The organism is Pectobacterium cacticida (assembly GCF_036885195.1).
GTDB lineage: Bacteria > Pseudomonadota > Gammaproteobacteria > Enterobacterales > Enterobacteriaceae > Pectobacterium > Pectobacterium cacticida.
The window spans coordinates 352639-367149 of sequence record NZ_CP133656.1 but is presented as its reverse complement, the minus strand read 5'-3'; the positions used below and the strand labels follow the sequence as shown (position 1 = coordinate 367149).

Below are 14511 nucleotides of genomic sequence, written 5' to 3'. Positions count from 1 at the left end.
ACGTATTCGGTGATGGCAAAATGGGTCATCACCAGTCTATCTGTCTTAATTGATTAATTATTTACTGGATCCAACCAACCCCATTTATCTTCGGTTGCGCCCGTGAAGAGGCCGAAGAACGCCTGTTGTAAGGCCTTAGTGATCGGGCCACATTTACCAATGCCAATCTGGATACCGTCTACACTACGTACTGGGGTAATTTCTGCGGCAGTACCGGACATAAAGACTTCATCTGCCAAATACAGTGATTCACGGGACAGCACCTGCTCGCGCACTTCATATCCCGCGTCCTTCGCTAGCTTGATGATGGCATCACGCGTAATGCCCGGTAGTGCCGAAGACGTAAACGGCGGGGTAAAAATAATGCCATCCTTGACTTCAAACAGGTTCTCACCCGCCCCTTCAGAAACATAGCCATGAATATCCAGCGCAATACCTTCCTGATAGCCATGTCGCCGTGCTTCATTGCCTACCAACAGCGAAGAGAGATAGTTCCCCCCGGCTTTCGCCGCCGTTGGAATGGTATTCGCGGCGGCGCGATTCCAGGATGACACCATGACATCAATACCTGCTTCCAGTGCGTCATCACCCAAATAGGCTCCCCAAGGAAATGCGGCGATGATCACGTCAGTTTTATAACCATCCGGTGGATTCACGCCCATACCCACATCGCCGACGAATACCAGTGGGCGAATATATGCACTGGTCAGGTTATTTTTACGCAACGTTGCACGGCAGGCTTCCATCAATTCATCCACGTTCTGCTCAAGCGGCATACGGTAAATTTTCGCCGAGTCATGTAAGCGCCGCATGTGTTCACGGTGGCGAAAAACCACCGGGCCCTGGTGTGAATCGTAGCAACGAATACCCTCAAAAACGGATGTGCCATAATGCAGCGCATGCGACATGACGTGCACTTTGGCTTCAGCCCATGGCACCATTTCCCCATTAAACCAAATGTAATCTGATTTTTTAGTCATTTTCTTTTCCTTATTATTTACTTGTTAGGCGCTAATTTGCTGCGATACCGTCATCGGTTGAATATCAACGCTGGCGATATCCAGCAACTTACTTAATTGTGCGGACAATAAATCTACCGAACGATGGCTAGCAACGGTCAGTTCAATATTAATGTGATCGTTATTGGTCGTTTGTACCATGTTCATGGCGCATACTTTAAACCCTCGATGGCGAGTAACACGTAAGACGCGCTCCAGAACCTCAGGTCGAAAACGTGCCTGAATCGAAAGTTGATGGTGTGTCATTCTGTTATCTCCAACACTTATTCTGTTTAAGTTGGCCATTATTGGATTCTGTCGAGCATCGTTTCGTTACCCGCGCCCGGTGGAACCAGCGGCCAGACGTTTTCGTATTCATCAATTGAAACGTGCAATAAATAAGGGCCTTCACTGTTAAACAGTGCATTCAGCGCGGCATCAATTTGATCTTTACGATTGATACGCTGGCCGGGGATATCAAATGCACTTGCCAACGTCAGAAAATCAGGGTTATCAGAAAGGTCGGTTTCACTATAACGTTCATCAAAGAATAATTGCTGCCATTGTCGCACCATGCCTAACCGTTGGTTATCCAACAGCACGATCTTCAGCGGCAGCTGCTTTCGCTTGATAGTACCCAATTCTTGAACGTTCATCATGAAAGAACCATCACCAGAAATACAAATGACCATGTCATTCGGGCGGGCCACCTGTGCACCGACCGCTGCGGGTACGCCAAACCCCATCGTGCCGAGGCCACTGGAGGTAATAAAATTCTCTGGACGGCTGAATGTCATATGCTGCGCCGCCCACATTTGATGCTGGCCAACATCCGTGGTCACTACGGTATCAGCATTCATGCGCTCAGAGATAGCTTTCAGTAGTGCTGGCGCATAAATCGCCTGTCCTGGGTGATCATAGCGCCACGGATACTCCGCCTTCATTGCGCGAGCCTGCTGACGCCATACGTTGACGTTTAGCGGCTGTTGCAAAGCAGGTAATATCGCCTTCAGGTCACCTTGCAACGCAACATTGGCATGACGCAATTTGCCGAGCTCTGCGGGATCGATATCCATATGAATAACGCTGGCATGGGGCGCAAAGGCGTTCAGTTTGCCGGTCACACGATCATCAAAACGTGCGCCAATCGCGATTAACAAGTCACACTCCTGCACAATCAGGTTCGCGGCCTTCGTACCATGCATGCCGATCATGCCGAGGTAATAAGGGTGAGTCGCTTCCACCGCGCCTAACCCTTTCAAGGTGGAAACGGAAGGAATGTCCGTTACCTTCAGGAATTCACGTAGCGCCGGAACCGCATTTGCCATACCAACGCCGCCGCCGACGTATAGTACGGGTTTTTGCGCTTTCGCTAATAATGCGCGCGCCTGGGTAATAGCCTGTTCCGGAAACGCCATATCGTTGGCGACAGGGACAAAGCTTGGAATGAAATCCCCCATCGCTAACTGAATATCCTTAGGAATATCGACCAGAACAGGGCCGGGACGGCCGCTGTTGGCAATAGCGAACGCTTCCGCCATCACATCCGGCAATGATTCGAGAGACTCAACCAGAAAGCTGTGTTTCGTACAGGCTAGCGACAACCCCAGCACGTCAATTTCCTGAAAGGCGTCGGTGCCGATCAGCGCGGATCCGACTTGCCCGGTGATTGCCACCACGGGTACAGAATCCAGCAACGCATCGGCCAAACCCGTAACCAAATTCGTCGCGCCTGGGCCAGATGTTGCAATACAAACACCGACGCGCCCCGTGGCACGAGCATAGCCAATCGCCGCCATCACTGCACCTTGTTCATGGCGACACAGCAGATGTTTAACGCCGCCGTCATAAAGTGCGTCATAGACTGGCATTATTGCGCCCCCCGGATAACCAAATACGGTCTCCACTCCTTGCGCTCGCAACGCTTGAACTACCCACTGTGCTCCATTCATAGTTATTTCCCCGAAGTATTATGGGAATAACAGAGTTTTATTCTACCGTTCATTTCTGTTCCTTTCCGTTAAAGATTACGCCCAACAAAAAACCCCCGACCTTACGGTGCGGGGGTTTTCCTGAATCAGGGCTTGATTTCTAAGCCATTCTTCGTCCAAGTGCAGCCCCGCACGGTGGGATAATAATCACCACCACGCTAATCACGACTAGGCTAATCACTAGGGATAGGGCTTTCATAATAGAGTGTTCATTAATCTTCTGTCGAACGAATGCCTACAGAGTTATCACAGTATCGCGGGGCATGACAACTATTTTTTTCATTGCACTTCACGAAAATCATCCATGATATGTATAAAAAATACTGAGTAATCAAATAATAGAAGTGAGATAAATTATTTTTACTTATCGGCGAAAAAATGAGCGCACCACGAAAAAATAGGAGCAAGGATACGAATGCTCTCAACGAGCAAATAACCTAAGGGAAGTCTTTTATTCTAAATAAGCGCGATCTATCACGCATAATTTTTATCCACAGTTGAAAAAGAAAATGCTTTTATGATGCGGCTATCCAAATTAGAGACAACAACCTCTACTTCTCACACCTTACCAGACATGATGTGAACCCTTAGCAAGGGAGAAACGTATGTCATTGGCAGTCACCTATACCCGGGCAATGATTGGTGTACAAGCGCCAGATGTCTGTATCGAAGTTCACATTAGTAGCGGGCTTCCAGCGCTCACGCTGGTGGGTTTACCAGAAACTACCGTCAAGGAAGCACGCGATCGCGTGCGCAGCGCACTCATCAATTGCGGGTTTACCTTCCCCGCCAAGCGCATAACAGTCAATCTCGCGCCCGCAGATCTCCCAAAAGAAGGAGGACGCTACGATCTGCCGATCGCATTAGCGATTCTGGCGGCATCAGAACAAATCGATGGCGAAAAGCTAAGCCGCTACGAGTTTCTTGGCGAGCTCGGTCTGTCTGGCACGCTACGCGGCGTAAATGGCGCTATCCCAGCAGCATTGGAAGCCATAAAATCCGGGCGTCAGCTTATCCTGCCAGGTGATAATAAGCGGGAGATGGCCCTGATACCGCAAGGTGAAGCGCTAATGGCCGAGCATTTACTGGAAGTGTGTGCGTTTCTCAGTGGTGAAGAGGAATTATCCCGGTGTACAGACACCATACCAGTTGCGGCGCCGAATGAGGATGAATTCGATATGAAAGATATCATCGGCCAGGGGCAAGCCAAACGGGCATTGGAGATCGCGGCGGCGGGAGGGCATAACCTTCTATTACTGGGGCCTCCGGGAACAGGAAAGACCATGCTGGCAAGCCGCTTAGGCAATTTGATGCCGCCACTAAGCAACGAGGAGGCATTAGAAAGCGCAGCCATCAATAGCCTAATCAACATTGACGCTACCATGACACGCTGGCGAGCCAGACCGTTCAGAGCCCCTCATCATAGTTCTTCCATGGCGGCGCTGGTCGGCGGCGGATCGCTGCCTAAACCCGGGGAAATCTCACTGGCCCATAACGGTGTACTTTTTTTAGATGAATTGCCGGAGTTCGAGCGACGCGTTCTAGATTCACTACGAGAGCCACTGGAGTCCGGCGAAATAATTATTTCTCGCACCCGTGCCAAAGTGCGTTACCCAGCACGCGTTCAGCTCGTCGCAGCAATGAATCCCAGCCCTTCAGGCCACTATCAAGGCATTCATAACCGATTACCAGCGCAACAAATATTACGCTATCTCAGCAAACTTTCCGGCCCTTTCTTGGATCGCTTCGATCTTTCGATTGAAGTTCCTTTGCTACCACCAGGCGTTTTGTCTCAGCAACACCATCAGGGGGAAAGTAGTGCGGCGATTCGAGAGCGTGTGCTGCTCGCACGCCAAGTACAATTGAAACGGTCAAATAAAATTAACGCGCTACTCACCTCACGAGAAATAGAAAAATACTGTGTGCTAACGACGCCTGATGCGGCCTATTTGGAAGAAGTGATGAACAAGCTTGGCTTATCTGTACGTGCATGGCACAGGATATTGAAGGTCGCTCGTACAATCGCTGACCTCGGCGAGCGAGACGACATAGAGAGGAAACACTTATCCGAAGCGCTAAGCTATCGTAGCATGGATCGGTTACTCATCCAGCTTCATAAGAGTCTCGAGTAACCATAGCGTAAGATTCGCCCATCAATAACACAATGGGGCTTTCGCCCCATTCAGATCATTAACACATAACACACCAACAATTTTTGTTGTCGGTATGTCTATTGTTAATCAGTCATCACTTTCAATGTATTCTTCCACCACATCCATCTGCGGCTTACCGCCAGACAGCGTATGGAAGCGTTTAGGCCGGCGAATACGATCCAAATATTTAGACCAGATTTTTTCCAGTTCCGTTTCCGCTTTACGCTCACCGCGACACATTGCGACAAACAATACTTCTTCCTCTGTCACAGGTTCACGTTTACCTAAATCCAGCTCATTGAAGGCATAACCGTAGCGTTCCAGCAGTTGTGCTTCTTTAATGGTAAAATCACCATGTCGAGAAAAACCGCGAGGGTAGAACTTGTTATCAAAAAAACGATGAGTGGTAGAGAAGCTTTCTGCCATCTTACACGCTCCTAATTATTCTATGGTCGTGTTGTTTATGGCGCGGAGTATTAGATAGGCTTGACACTGTGTAAAACAAAACATTTAAATCATTACGACAAAATTTTTTGGAGATAGGTGTGGATACCGAATTATTGAAAACCTTTCTGGAAGTCAGCAGGACAAGACACTTTGGTCGTGCCGCCGAATCTCTGTATTTAACGCAGTCGGCAGTGAGTTTTAGGATTCGCCAACTAGAGACTCAACTTGGTGCCAATCTGTTCACTCGCCACCGGAACAATATACGTTTGACCCCCGCAGGAGAACGGTTGCTGCCATATGCTGAAAGCCTGATTAGTACCTGGCAGATCGCTAAAAAAGAAGTCGCTCGTTCCCAGCAACACAGCCAGCTTTCAGTGGGGGCAACGGCTTCTCTATGGGAAGCATACCTAACGCCCTGGTTACAATCTCTGTACCAGCAGCATCCACTGCTACAACTAGAAGCACGTATTGCCTTACGTCATTCACTTGTAAAACAACTTCACGAACGCCAATTAGATCTCCTGATTACGACCGAACAACCCAAAATGGAAGAGTTGGCAAGCCAGTTGCTAGGAAATTTTTCTCTTTCGCTATTCGCTGCAGAAACTCACCCCCCTGGACAAGAATTCACCTATATAAAATTGGAATGGGGCGCCGACTTTCACCAGCAAGATCATCGTCTATTAACCAGCGATCAACTCCCCGTTTTGACAACGACATCGGCTCATTTAACTCGCCAACTACTTAAAACAACTGGAGGATGTGCATTTTTGCCTAGCCATTGGCTACAAGCATACCCAAGTTTGCGCTTAGTCGGAGATGGCTTGCCCGTTGTACGCCCATTTTATGCAGTTTGGCTACAAAACAGCGATCAGCAGACGATGATTCGTCAGTTACTAAAAACACCTATTGTGATTTATCCATAATCTCGTTGGTTCAAGCTCAACGTAGGCACGCTAAGGTATGACTGCTGCGCCTGTTTTAGGTCCGATGCCTTTAACTTTGGCTATTTTCTGGCAGGCTGAAAATATTCGCGACGATCTGAGTAACGTTTTACGGTCAGTACGTTTTTTATAAACTGGCCTACCCGTCTGATTTACCTCATAAAACTGAAAAATGTATAGCCAGACCAATACCCGGATAGATGACATTCATAACAACGCCCCCGCTGAATGTATTTTGTTCAGTTAACCTCAGTAGGAAGAGGTAGTCCATCCCATTAACTGAGACAAATGCTATCAGGATAAAGCGAATGCATGTTCTATAACACGCCACACCTTTCTCAACAGGCACTGGATATTCGACGCCTTAAAGCTAAAATCGCCGAACTGGAAGAGGATAAATTCATCAAAAAGCAGAGCGTTCCTTGCTCGGGAAAGCCGCTAAGATATCAAAAACTAGTAGATACCAGTAGATGATGAAATGGTGGTGTTATTAGGTGATGACAATTCCAGGGATAGAGCAACTTATGGCGGACGGTCCTACCCTCCCCCTTCGGGCCGTTGCTTCGCAACGTGCGACTCCGCGCCCGGCGGAGTTGTCCTGTTACAAAGCGCGCTCACCGACAAACAGATAAAGCAAAAAGCCCCTGTCTTGCGACAGGGGCTTTCCACTTATTTGATGCCTGGCAGTTCCCTACTCTCACATGGGGAGACCCCACACTACCATCGGCGCTACGGCGTTTCACTTCTGAGTTCGGCATGGGGTCAGGTGGGACCACCGCGCTATCGCCGCCAGGCAAATCTGTTTCATTCCGACCGTTACTTAACATGACTCCCTTCTTTGTCATCTCCGTAACCATCAGAACCAATCCTAAAACAAGCTGAATATCGTTCTCTATGCGTCTTTCATCTCTCAAAACACCTTCGGTGTTGTAAGGTTAAGCCTCTCGGGTCATTAGTACTGGTCAGCTCAACGTATCGCTACGCTTACACACCCAGCCTATCTACGTCGTCGTCTTCAACGGCCCTTCAGGGGCATCTTGTGCCCAGGGAAGACTCATCTCGAGGCAAGTTTCCCGCTTAGATGCTTTCAGCGGTTATCTCTTCCGCACGTAGCTACCGGGCAATGCAATTGGCATCACAACCCGTACACCAGCGGTGCGTTCACTCCGGTCCTCTCGTACTAGGAGCAACCCCTCTCAATCTTCCTACGCCCACGGCAGATAGGGACCGAACTGTCTCACGACGTTCTAAACCCAGCTCGCGTACCACTTTAAATGGCGAACAGCCATACCCTTGGGACCTACTTCAGCCCCAGGATGTGATGAGCCGACATCGAGGTGCCAAACACCGCCGTCGATATGAACTCTTGGGCGGTATCAGCCTGTTATCCCCGGAGTACCTTTTATCCGTTGAGCGATGGCCCTTCCATTCAGAACCACCGGATCACTAAGACCTGCTTTCGCACCTGCTCGAGCTGTCACTCTCGCAGTCAAGCTAGCTTATGCCTTTGCACTAACCTCCTGATGTCCGACCAGGATTAGCTAACCTTCGTGCTCCTCCGTTACGCTTTGGGAGGAGACCGCCCCAGTCAAACTACCCACCAGACACTGTCCGCAACCCCGCTCAGGGGCCCACGTTAGAACATCAAACATTAAAGGGTGGTATTTCAAGGTTGGCTCCACGCAGACTGGCGTCCACGCTTCAAAGCCTCCCACCTATCCTACACATCAAGGCTCAAGGTTCAGTGTCAAGCTATAGTAAAGGTTCACGGGGTCTTTCCGTCTTGCCGCGGGTACACTGCATCTTCACAGCGAGTTCAATTTCACTGAGTCTCGGGTGGAGACAGCCTGGCCATCATTACGCCATTCGTGCAGGTCGGAACTTACCCGACAAGGAATTTCGCTACCTTAGGACCGTTATAGTTACGGCCGCCGTTTACCGGGGCTTCGATCAAGAGCTTCGCCTTGCGGCTTACCCCATCAATTAACCTTCCGGCACCGGGCAGGCGTCACACCGTATACGTCCACTTTCGTGTTTGCACAGTGCTGTGTTTTTAATAAACAGTTGCAGCCAGCTGGTATCTTCGACTGGTCTTAGCTCCATCCGCCAGGGACTTCACCAACTCCAGCGTGCCTTCTCCCGAAGTTACGGCACCATTTTGCCTAGTTCCTTCACCCGAGTTCTCTCAAGCGCCTGAGTATTCTCTACCTGACCACCTGTGTCGGTTTGGGGTACGATTCGATGTGACCTGGTGCTTAGAGGCTTTTCCTGGAAGCGTAGCATCGGTTACTTCATCACCGTAGTGACTCGTCATCACGCCTCAGTGTTAACAATGACCCGGATTTTCCTAAGTCATCCACCTTCACGCTTAAACCGGGACAACCGTCGCCCGGATAACCTAGCTTTCTCCGTCCCCCCTTCGCAGTCACACCCAGTACAGGAATATTAACCTGTTTCCCATCGACTACGCCTTTCGGCCTCGCCTTAGGGGTCGACTCACCCTGCCCCGATTAACGTTGGACAGGAACCCTTGGTCTTCCGGCGTGCGGGTTTTTCACCCGCATTATCGTTACTTATGTCAGCATTCGCACTTCTGATACCTCCAGCAGCCCTCACAGGCCACCTTCGCAGGCTTACAGAACGCTCCCCTACCCAACAACACCTTAGTGTCGCTGCCGCAGCTTCGGTGCATGGTTTAGCCCCGTTACATCTTCCGCGCAGGCCGACTCGACCAGTGAGCTATTACGCTTTCTTTAAATGATGGCTGCTTCTAAGCCAACATCCTGGCTGTCTAGGCCTTCCCACATCGTTTCCCACTTAACCATGACTTTGGGACCTTAGCTGGCGGTCTGGGTTGTTTCCCTCTTCACGACGAACGTTAGCACCCGCCGTGTGTCTCCCGTGATAACATTCTTCGGTATTCGTAGTTTGCATCGGGTTGGTAAGTCGGGATGACCCCCTAGCCGAAACAGTGCTCTACCCCCCAAGATGAATTCACGAGGCGCTACCTAAATAGCTTTCGGGGAGAACCAGCTATCTCCCGGTTTGATTGGCCTTTCACCCCCAGCCACAAGTCATCCGCTAATTTTTCAACATTAGTCGGTTCGGTCCTCCAGTTAGTGTTACCCAACCTTCAACCTGCCCATGGCTAGATCACCGGGTTTCGGGTCTATACCCTGCAACTTAACGCCCAGTTAAGACTCGGTTTCCCTCCGGCTCCCCTATTCGGTTAACCTTGCTACAGAATATAAGTCGCTGACCCATTATACAAAAGGTACGCAGTCACCCAACTAGTGGGCTTCCACTGCTTGTACGTACACGGTTTCAGGTTCTATTTCACTCCCCTCGCCGGGGTTCTTTTCGCCTTTCCCTCACGGTACTGGTTCACTATCGGTCAGTCAGGAGTATTTAGCCTTGGAGGATGGTCCCCCCATCTTCAGACAGGATATCACGTGTCCCGCCCTACTCATCGAACTCACAGCCTGTGCATTTTTGTGTACGGGACTATCACCCTTTACTGTGCGACTTTCCAGACGCTTCCACTAATACACACACTGATTCAGGTTCTGGGCTCTTCCCCGTTCGCTCGCCGCTACTGGGGGAATCTCGGTTGATTTCTTTTCCTCGGGGTACTGAGATGTTTCAGTTCCCCCGGTTCGCCTCATGACACTATGGATTCATGTCATGATAGTGTGTCTAAACACACTGGGTTTCCCCATTCGGGTATCGTCGGGTATAACGCTTCATATCAGCTTACCGACGCTTTTCGCAGATTAGCACGCCCTTCATCGCCTCTGACTGCCTAGGCATCCACCGTGTACGCTTAGTCGCTTAACCTCACAACCCGAAGGTGTCTTTGATAAACCAAAGTCATCATCGCGCTGTGATTATTTGAGAGACTCATTGACAGACAAATTCACCGTGTTTACCCATAAATAGCCAAGGTATTCACGATTATTCCGCTGTCATGTTTCAATTTTCAGCTTGTTCCAGATTGTTAAAGAGCAAAATACTTCGCAGCATACTGTTTCCAATACACTCTGAAGTCTTTTTAATGGTGGAGCTATGCGGGATCGAACCGCAGACCTCCTGCGTGCAAAGCAGGCGCTCTCCCAGCTGAGCTATAGCCCCATCGCTACTCGCAGTCACCCTAATTACCACTCATGGAAGAGTTGGTAGGCCTGAGTGGACTTGAACCACCGACCTCACCCTTATCAGGGGTGCGCTCTAACCACCTGAGCTACAAGCCTATTAAGGTATTCTGCTCGCTATCTTCATCAGACAATCTGTGTGAGCACTTCACTCAATCCATATCTTCTTGCTAAGGAGGTGATCCAACCGCAGGTTCCCCTACGGTTACCTTGTTACGACTTCACCCCAGTCATGAATCACAAAGTGGTAAGCGCCCCCCCGAAGGTTAAGCTACCTACTTCTTTTGCAACCCACTCCCATGGTGTGACGGGCGGTGTGTACAAGGCCCGGGAACGTATTCACCGTAGCATTCTGATCTACGATTACTAGCGATTCCGACTTCATGGAGTCGAGTTGCAGACTCCAATCCGGACTACGACGTACTTTATGAGGTCCGCTCACCCTCGCAGGCTCGCTTCTCTTTGTATACGCCATTGTAGCACGTGTGTAGCCCTACTCGTAAGGGCCATGATGACTTGACGTCATCCCCACCTTCCTCCGGTTTATCACCGGCAGTCTCCTTTGAGTTCCCGACCTAATCGCTGGCAACAAAGGATAAGGGTTGCGCTCGTTGCGGGACTTAACCCAACATTTCACAACACGAGCTGACGACAGCCATGCAGCACCTGTCTCACAGTTCCCGAAGGCACTAAGGTATCTCTACCAAATTCTGTGGATGTCAAGAGTAGGTAAGGTTCTTCGCGTTGCATCGAATTAAACCACATGCTCCACCGCTTGTGCGGGCCCCCGTCAATTCATTTGAGTTTTAACCTTGCGGCCGTACTCCCCAGGCGGTCGACTTAACGCGTTAGCTCCGGAAGCCACGCCTCTAGGGCACAACCTCCAAGTCGACATCGTTTACAGCGTGGACTACCAGGGTATCTAATCCTGTTTGCTCCCCACGCTTTCGCACCTGAGCGTCAGTCTTTGTCCAGGGGGCCGCCTTCGCCACCGGTATTCCTCCAGATCTCTACGCATTTCACCGCTACACCTGGAATTCTACCCCCCTCTACAAGACTCTAGCCTGTCAGTTTTGAATGCAGTTCCCAGGTTAAGCCCGGGGATTTCACATCCAACTTAACAAACCGCCTGCGTGCGCTTTACGCCCAGTCATTCCGATTAACGCTTGCACCCTCCGTATTACCGCGGCTGCTGGCACGGAGTTAGCCGGTGCTTCTTCTGCGGGTAACGTCAATCATGAAAGGTATTCGCTCTCACGCCTTCCTCCCCGCTGAAAGTGCTTTACAACCCGAAGGCCTTCTTCACACACGCGGCATGGCTGCATCAGGCTTGCGCCCATTGTGCAATATTCCCCACTGCTGCCTCCCGTAGGAGTCTGGACCGTGTCTCAGTTCCAGTGTGGCTGGTCATCCTCTCAGACCAGCTAGGGATCGTCGCCTAGGTGAGCCTTTACCTCACCTACTAGCTAATCCCATCTGGGCACATCCGATGGCAAGAGGCCCTAAGGTCCCCCTCTTTGGTCTTGCGACATTATGCGGTATTAGCTACCGTTTCCAGTAGTTATCCCCCTCCATCAGGCAGTTTCCCAGACATTACTCACCCGTCCGCCGCTCGTCACCCGAGAGCAAGCTCTCTGTGTTACCGCTCGACTTGCATGTGTTAGGCCTGCCGCCAGCGTTCAATCTGAGCCATGATCAAACTCTTCAATTTAAGATTTGTTTGATTTGCTGAACTCGTCAGCCATGCTCAAAGAATTAAAACTGTTTATTCGTAATGAATTTACTGTTGTTCACTCTTCAAGACTTTTTATATCGTTAAGATACGGTCTTGTGAGTGCCCACACAGATTGTCTGATTGAATTGTTAAAGAGCAGTGCCGCAGCGTACTGCGGCGCGGGCGCATATGTTATGCGTTTCCGCTGTGAAGTCAAGTCATGACTGACTGCCTTCGTTGAATCTTTTTCCTTTCCACCACAACCGCGTGTCGCTGTTGCCGTGTCAGTGGTGGCGCATTATAGGGATAAATTGCCATTACACAACAACTTTCTCGATCTTTCTTTCTGTTCGAGCGTTTTTCACCCTTTGTGATGAAGCTTCGCTCGCGCCACATTACTTTTCAGTTGCCGATGTCTCATATCTGTCGATATTTTGTCTGTAATGCGAATAATCAGTATATGGAAAATAACTAAGAGGTTGTCGATGAATGCAAAAACATTCCGTCGTTATAACGGCATTTCTCCCGTTTTAGGCGAAAGAGTCATGGTCGATCATTCTAGCGTGGTGGTTGGCAAGGTAACACTAGGCAATGATGTCAGTATCTGGCCACTTGTCGCCATACGTGGCGATGTTAACTACATCACTATTGGTGCGAGAAGTAATATTCAGGATGGATCAGTACTCCACATTACCCACTGTTCAGAGAAAAGACCAGAAGGTTACCCGCTTATTATTGGGGAAGATGTCACGGTGGGCCATAAAGCGATGCTGCATGGTTGCCAAATAGGAAATCGGGTTTTGGTAGGAATGGGGTCAATACTTCTGGATGGCGTAATTGTTGAAGATGATGTCATGATTGGTGCTGGTAGCCTGGTCCCTCCAGGAAAACGACTAGAAACGGGACATCTATACCTCGGCAGCCCAGTCAAAAAAATTAGGCCTCTGACACAAGAAGAAATAGAAGGATTGATTTACTCGGCAAACAACTATGTTCGTTGGAAAGATGAATATCTCGCTCAGGACAACGAGTAGTAACCTTCATCATCCCATTCTTCAGCAACGATCATTTTCTCCAATTCATCTTCAAGGTCCCATCGATATTCCCTGAACAGCGACAGCCACTGTTCAGGGCTATTACCACCATAGCGTTGCTGAAGCAGCTCTGCACTCACTAAACATTCCTGCTGAAAGCCATTCACTAAAACGGGAAAGCGGATCGCCATGACCTTTTCATCCCAACTTTCGCGGTCAGGGAACTGGATCGCCTGATTCACGTCGTAAGCTCTTGCTCTAGTAAATCGATCACGGGTTCCACATCAGGCATAACGCCATGCCAAAGCTTGAACGCATGTGCCGCTTGCCCTACCAACATTCCCAAGCCATCTGCATAACGGGTAGCACCATGCTGTACACACCATGACAAAAAAGGTGTCAATTGCGGCAGATAGAACATGTCATAACAGCACGTTTTCGACGAGATGAGTTCTGGCGGTAAGTTAGGAATACTGTCATATATCCCAGAAGATGTCGCATTAATGATCAGATCGAACGACTGACTATGTAACTCGTCTAGGGCAACAGCTTTAATTTCCCCAACACCACTGAAAACCTTAACCAAATCATCAGCCTTGGAAAAAGTCCTATTCGTCAGCACAACCGTACAGCCATAAGACAGCAAAGGCTGGATAACCCCACGAGCCGCGCCACCAGCCCCCACCAGCAACACACGATCCGACGGCTTCACCAGCGCCAATCGCTGCAGATCGCTGAGTAAACCAATGCCATCCGTATTATCACCAAACAGGCGACCGTCACTCAGCCTCTTCAATGTATTGACCGCCCCAGCTAGCGCCGCGCGTTCGCTATGCTCATCGGCTTCGGCAAAGGCGCGCTCTTTGAAGGGCGCAGTCACGTTAGCACCCCAAGCACCATCGAGAAAATATTGGCGTAGCATTTGCTCAAAATCATCCAGAGACGCTAAAACACGCTCGTACGTCAACGTTATCCCCGTCTGGGCAGCAAATAACTCATGTATGCGAGGTGATTTACTATGCGCAATCGGATTACCAAAAACTGCAAAAGACGTTACTTCAGACACGTTTTTCTCCAAT

General features: G+C 49.7%; 10 protein-coding genes, 2 tRNA genes and 3 rRNA genes. 3 read left to right on the top strand and 12 right to left on the bottom strand.

Going from position 1 to position 14511, the window contains the following annotated elements; genetic code table 11:
* Window positions 1-53: 53 nt before the first annotated feature.
* From RFN81_RS01750 to ilvL, 4 genes are all read right to left on the bottom strand, one after another.
* Entirely contained in the window at window positions 54-980 is a 927-nt protein-coding gene (locus RFN81_RS01750) for a branched-chain amino acid transaminase (RefSeq protein WP_264497514.1), read from the bottom strand.
* A gap of 24 nt (window positions 981-1004) precedes the next feature.
* On the bottom strand, window positions 1005-1265 hold the full coding sequence (ilvM, locus tag RFN81_RS01745; RefSeq protein ID WP_264497513.1) for an acetolactate synthase 2 small subunit: 261 nt from the start codon (window positions 1263-1265) through the stop codon (window positions 1005-1007).
* Between the two features lie 38 nt (window positions 1266-1303).
* Entirely contained in the window at window positions 1304-2950 is a 1647-nt protein-coding gene (gene ilvG / locus RFN81_RS01740; protein WP_264497512.1) for an acetolactate synthase 2 catalytic subunit, read from the bottom strand.
* A gap of 139 nt (window positions 2951-3089) precedes the next feature.
* Complete coding sequence (gene ilvL / locus RFN81_RS01735; RefSeq protein WP_071531109.1) at window positions 3090-3188, bottom strand: ilv operon leader peptide; 99 nt, start codon at window positions 3186-3188, stop codon at window positions 3090-3092.
* Between the two features lie 406 nt (window positions 3189-3594).
* Here ilvL and RFN81_RS01730 point away from each other — a divergent pair, with 406 nt between their 5' ends.
* On the top strand, window positions 3595-5121 hold the full coding sequence (locus RFN81_RS01730) for a YifB family Mg chelatase-like AAA ATPase (protein WP_264497511.1): 1527 nt from the start codon (window positions 3595-3597) through the stop codon (window positions 5119-5121).
* 108 nt (window positions 5122-5229) lie between these two features.
* Here RFN81_RS01730 and RFN81_RS01725 read toward each other — a convergent pair whose 3' ends face one another.
* The gene (locus RFN81_RS01725; RefSeq protein WP_264497510.1) at window positions 5230-5568 is read right to left on the bottom strand and encodes a DUF413 domain-containing protein; all 339 of its coding nucleotides are present in this window, start codon (window positions 5566-5568) and stop codon (window positions 5230-5232) included.
* Between the two features lie 119 nt (window positions 5569-5687).
* On the opposite strand from RFN81_RS01725, the gene hdfR reads away from it, so the two are divergent.
* The gene (gene hdfR / locus RFN81_RS01720; protein WP_264497509.1) at window positions 5688-6515 is read left to right on the top strand and encodes an HTH-type transcriptional regulator HdfR; all 828 of its coding nucleotides are present in this window, start codon (window positions 5688-5690) and stop codon (window positions 6513-6515) included.
* Window positions 6516-7211: 696 nt separating this feature from the next.
* Here the strand turns inward: hdfR and rrf are convergent.
* The 5 genes from rrf to RFN81_RS01695 form a co-directional block, all read right to left on the bottom strand.
* Window positions 7212-7327 (bottom strand): 5S ribosomal RNA (rrf, locus tag RFN81_RS01715).
* Window positions 7328-7464: 137 nt separating this feature from the next.
* Window positions 7465-10370: ribosomal RNA gene (locus RFN81_RS01710) — 23S ribosomal RNA — on the bottom strand.
* Between the two features lie 218 nt (window positions 10371-10588).
* Window positions 10589-10664: transfer RNA gene (locus RFN81_RS01705), tRNA-Ala, on the bottom strand.
* A gap of 42 nt (window positions 10665-10706) precedes the next feature.
* Window positions 10707-10783, bottom strand: a tRNA-Ile gene (locus RFN81_RS01700).
* A gap of 72 nt (window positions 10784-10855) precedes the next feature.
* Window positions 10856-12395 (bottom strand): 16S ribosomal RNA (locus RFN81_RS01695).
* The 16S, 23S and 5S rRNA genes sit together here with 2 tRNA genes alongside, the layout of an rRNA operon.
* A 488-nt stretch (window positions 12396-12883) precedes the next feature.
* On the opposite strand from RFN81_RS01695, the gene RFN81_RS01690 reads away from it, so the two are divergent.
* On the top strand, window positions 12884-13432 hold the full coding sequence (locus RFN81_RS01690; RefSeq protein WP_264497508.1) for a gamma carbonic anhydrase family protein: 549 nt from the start codon (window positions 12884-12886) through the stop codon (window positions 13430-13432).
* Here RFN81_RS01690 and RFN81_RS01685 read toward each other — a convergent pair.
* Together RFN81_RS01685 and aroE are read right to left on the bottom strand one after the other, a co-directional pair.
* Window positions 13417-13674, bottom strand: coding sequence for a DUF1488 domain-containing protein (locus RFN81_RS01685; RefSeq protein ID WP_264497507.1), 258 nt, complete (start codon window positions 13672-13674; stop codon window positions 13417-13419). The genes RFN81_RS01690 and RFN81_RS01685 overlap by 16 nt on opposite strands.
* Window positions 13671-14498 (bottom strand): shikimate dehydrogenase, encoded by an 828-nt coding sequence (gene aroE / locus RFN81_RS01680; protein ID WP_264497506.1) that lies wholly within the window; start codon window positions 14496-14498, stop codon window positions 13671-13673. The genes RFN81_RS01685 and aroE overlap by 4 nt, the downstream gene beginning before the upstream one ends.
* Window positions 14499-14511: the final 13 nt, after the last annotated feature.

Bases quoted from the DNA above. Each gene is read 5' to 3' on its own strand.
- RFN81_RS01730 (WP_264497511.1), top strand. From the start codon at position 3,595: ATGTCATTGGCAGTCACCTATACCCGGGCAATGATTGGTGTACAAGCG.
- RFN81_RS01690 (WP_264497508.1), top strand. From the start codon at position 12,884: ATGAATGCAAAAACATTCCGTCGTTATAACGGCATTTCTCCCGTTTTA.
- ilvL (WP_071531109.1), bottom strand. From the start codon at position 3,188: ATGAAAGCCCTATCCCTAGTGATTAGCCTAGTCGTGATTAGCGTGGTG.
- RFN81_RS01725 (WP_264497510.1), bottom strand. From the start codon at position 5,568: ATGGCAGAAAGCTTCTCTACCACTCATCGTTTTTTTGATAACAAGTTC.
- RFN81_RS01750 (WP_264497514.1), bottom strand. From the start codon at position 980: ATGACTAAAAAATCAGATTACATTTGGTTTAATGGGGAAATGGTGCCA.
- ilvG (WP_264497512.1), bottom strand. From the start codon at position 2,950: ATGAATGGAGCACAGTGGGTAGTTCAAGCGTTGCGAGCGCAAGGAGTG.
- ilvM (WP_264497513.1), bottom strand. From the start codon at position 1,265: ATGACACACCATCAACTTTCGATTCAGGCACGTTTTCGACCTGAGGTT.